General features: G+C 59.6%; 3 protein-coding genes. All 3 read right to left on the bottom strand.

Annotated elements, in window-relative coordinates:
* Positions 1–28: 28 nt before the first annotated feature.
* From Q672_RS30845 to Q672_RS34250, 3 genes are read right to left on the bottom strand one after another with little or no spacing between them, the layout of a single operon-like run.
* Entirely contained in the window at positions 29–760 is a 732-nt protein-coding gene (locus Q672_RS30845) for a class I SAM-dependent methyltransferase (RefSeq protein WP_022986394.1), read from the bottom strand.
* Complete coding sequence (locus tag Q672_RS30840) at positions 753–1,115, bottom strand: PilZ domain-containing protein (RefSeq protein ID WP_031226927.1); 363 nt, start codon at positions 1,113–1,115, stop codon at positions 753–755. The genes Q672_RS30845 and Q672_RS30840 overlap by 8 nt, the downstream gene beginning before the upstream one ends.
* Positions 1,116–1,120: 5 nt before the next feature.
* Entirely contained in the window at positions 1,121–1,273 is a 153-nt protein-coding gene (locus tag Q672_RS34250; RefSeq protein WP_022986392.1) for a hypothetical protein, read from the bottom strand.
* Positions 1,274–1,640 lie beyond the last annotated feature (367 nt).

The following is a 1,640-nucleotide window of genomic DNA, read 5'->3' as shown; positions in this document are numbered from 1 at the left end:
AGGCGTTATTCGGAGACACCTTGATGCGCTATGGCTTACGCCAGGCCTTCACCCTCAACGGCCAGCGTACGGTACGTTGCTGCTCGCCCCATGCCGTGAGCAGTGTTTCCCGGAATTCCCCAAGCGGGTCTTCTCCCGCCTTGCGGGCATTTACCAAGGCTGACCAGGTATCCAGATAGCCGAGCATGTCCGTGGCGGACCATTGTCGTGTAATGGCGTCGTCAGGGAAGGGCAGGGCTGGCCAGTGGTGCTCTGTGCCGGCATAACCGCTCACCACCCGGGTTCGTTCGGCAGGCCACCAGCGTGCCAGCAGACTGTCGTGAAAGTCACGGATCAGTGCTCCCAGCCCCTCGACCTCGCAGAGCCCATAGCTGATTAGAGCAAGCACCCCGCCGGGGCGCAGGCAGCGTTCCGCCTCTGTGAAGAAACCTTCCTGTTCAAACCAGTGAAATGCCTGAGCCACCGTAATCAGCGCCACAGAGTTGGCGGCCAGAGGCAGTTGATGGGCCTGGCAGGCCAGAAAGTGCGTTTTCGATGCAGGGGCCGCCTGCAGTTGTTTCAGACTGATATCGGCGCCAATCACCCGTTTGAAGTGGGGCTCAAGTGCCCGGGCAGCCTGTCCTGTCCCACAGCCCAAGTCCAGCGCTCGCGCCTGCGAGGCATCACGGCAGCAGTTAGCCAGCCATTGAAACAGCGAAGGCGGATAGGTCGGGCGGTATTGCTGATACTGGATTCCCCGTTGAAACAGGGGATCAGTCATTGAAGAAACCGTCGTTGTCGAAGTGAGCCGCCCACAAACGGCCGTCGGCACGCTCCAGATCCAGTGCAATGCCGGCCAACAGCTGGCCTTCCGGTGCGGCACACCAGGCAATGGTGCCGTACAGATGGTAGGTGCCATGCTCTTCCAGCAGGGCAACCCACAGCTCTACATCGGTATTGGGCTTGATGGGGGCGGGGAGTTCCACGCTGATGCCTGCCAGCGAGACGTCGTGGCTGGTCAGGTATAGGCGGTCATCCGGGCTGACAGAGAGCGAGCCGCTGGGAAGCAGGGTGAGCGAAAGGCTTTCTTCCCGGTGAATGCGGGGGTGGCGCCGGTTTTCCATTGCGGTAGCCATGCGCGTTACCCGTAGATCATCCGGTCAACCGCATAGGCAGACAGGGCAATGAACCCGACCACGCCAGCGAGGAACAGCAGAAAACGCAGTGCCGGTTTGACCGTGGTGGGCAGTGGTTCTGTCTCGCGGGGTGATTGGGATTGTGGGTGTTCACTCATCAGCCAGCTCCCTGAAATAGCCAGTAGCCACAGTATCCGCTATTCCACCGGATTAGGAAACCGGTGTGACAAAACGGGTTCACACCCTTTTGTCATGTTTCGTGAACCGGGGTTAACTGGTCAGGGCAATGCAGTTTGCCACGGGGCTGACAAGCGTGTGTCGAGGTCTTGGACGTCCGATCCTGTCGCTTATCCTTGTGCTCTGCGATGGAGCACAAAAAAGGGGCCTTGCGGCCCCTTCGTTGTCACAGATTGTCAGCTGGTGGATCAGCCGCCTACCTGGATTTTCTGGAACAAGTACTCATGCAGGGAGTCGGACAGCAACGGCAAGTACGACACCATCAGCAGAGCGGTCAGCATCACGGCA

This window comes from Alcanivorax sp. P2S70 (assembly GCF_000475295.1).
Lineage (GTDB): Bacteria > Pseudomonadota > Gammaproteobacteria > Pseudomonadales > Alcanivoracaceae > Alcanivorax > Alcanivorax profundi.
This window is presented reverse-complemented; position numbering and strand designations above follow the sequence as displayed.

Excerpts from the sequence above, each read along its gene's own strand:
- Q672_RS30840 (WP_031226927.1), bottom strand. The coding sequence starts at position 1,115 with ATGGCTACCGCAATGGAAAACCGGCGCCACCCCCGCATTCACCGGGAA.
- Q672_RS30845 (WP_022986394.1), bottom strand. The coding sequence starts at position 760 with ATGACTGATCCCCTGTTTCAACGGGGAATCCAGTATCAGCAATACCGC.
- Q672_RS34250 (WP_022986392.1), bottom strand. The coding sequence starts at position 1,273 with ATGAGTGAACACCCACAATCCCAATCACCCCGCGAGACAGAACCACTG.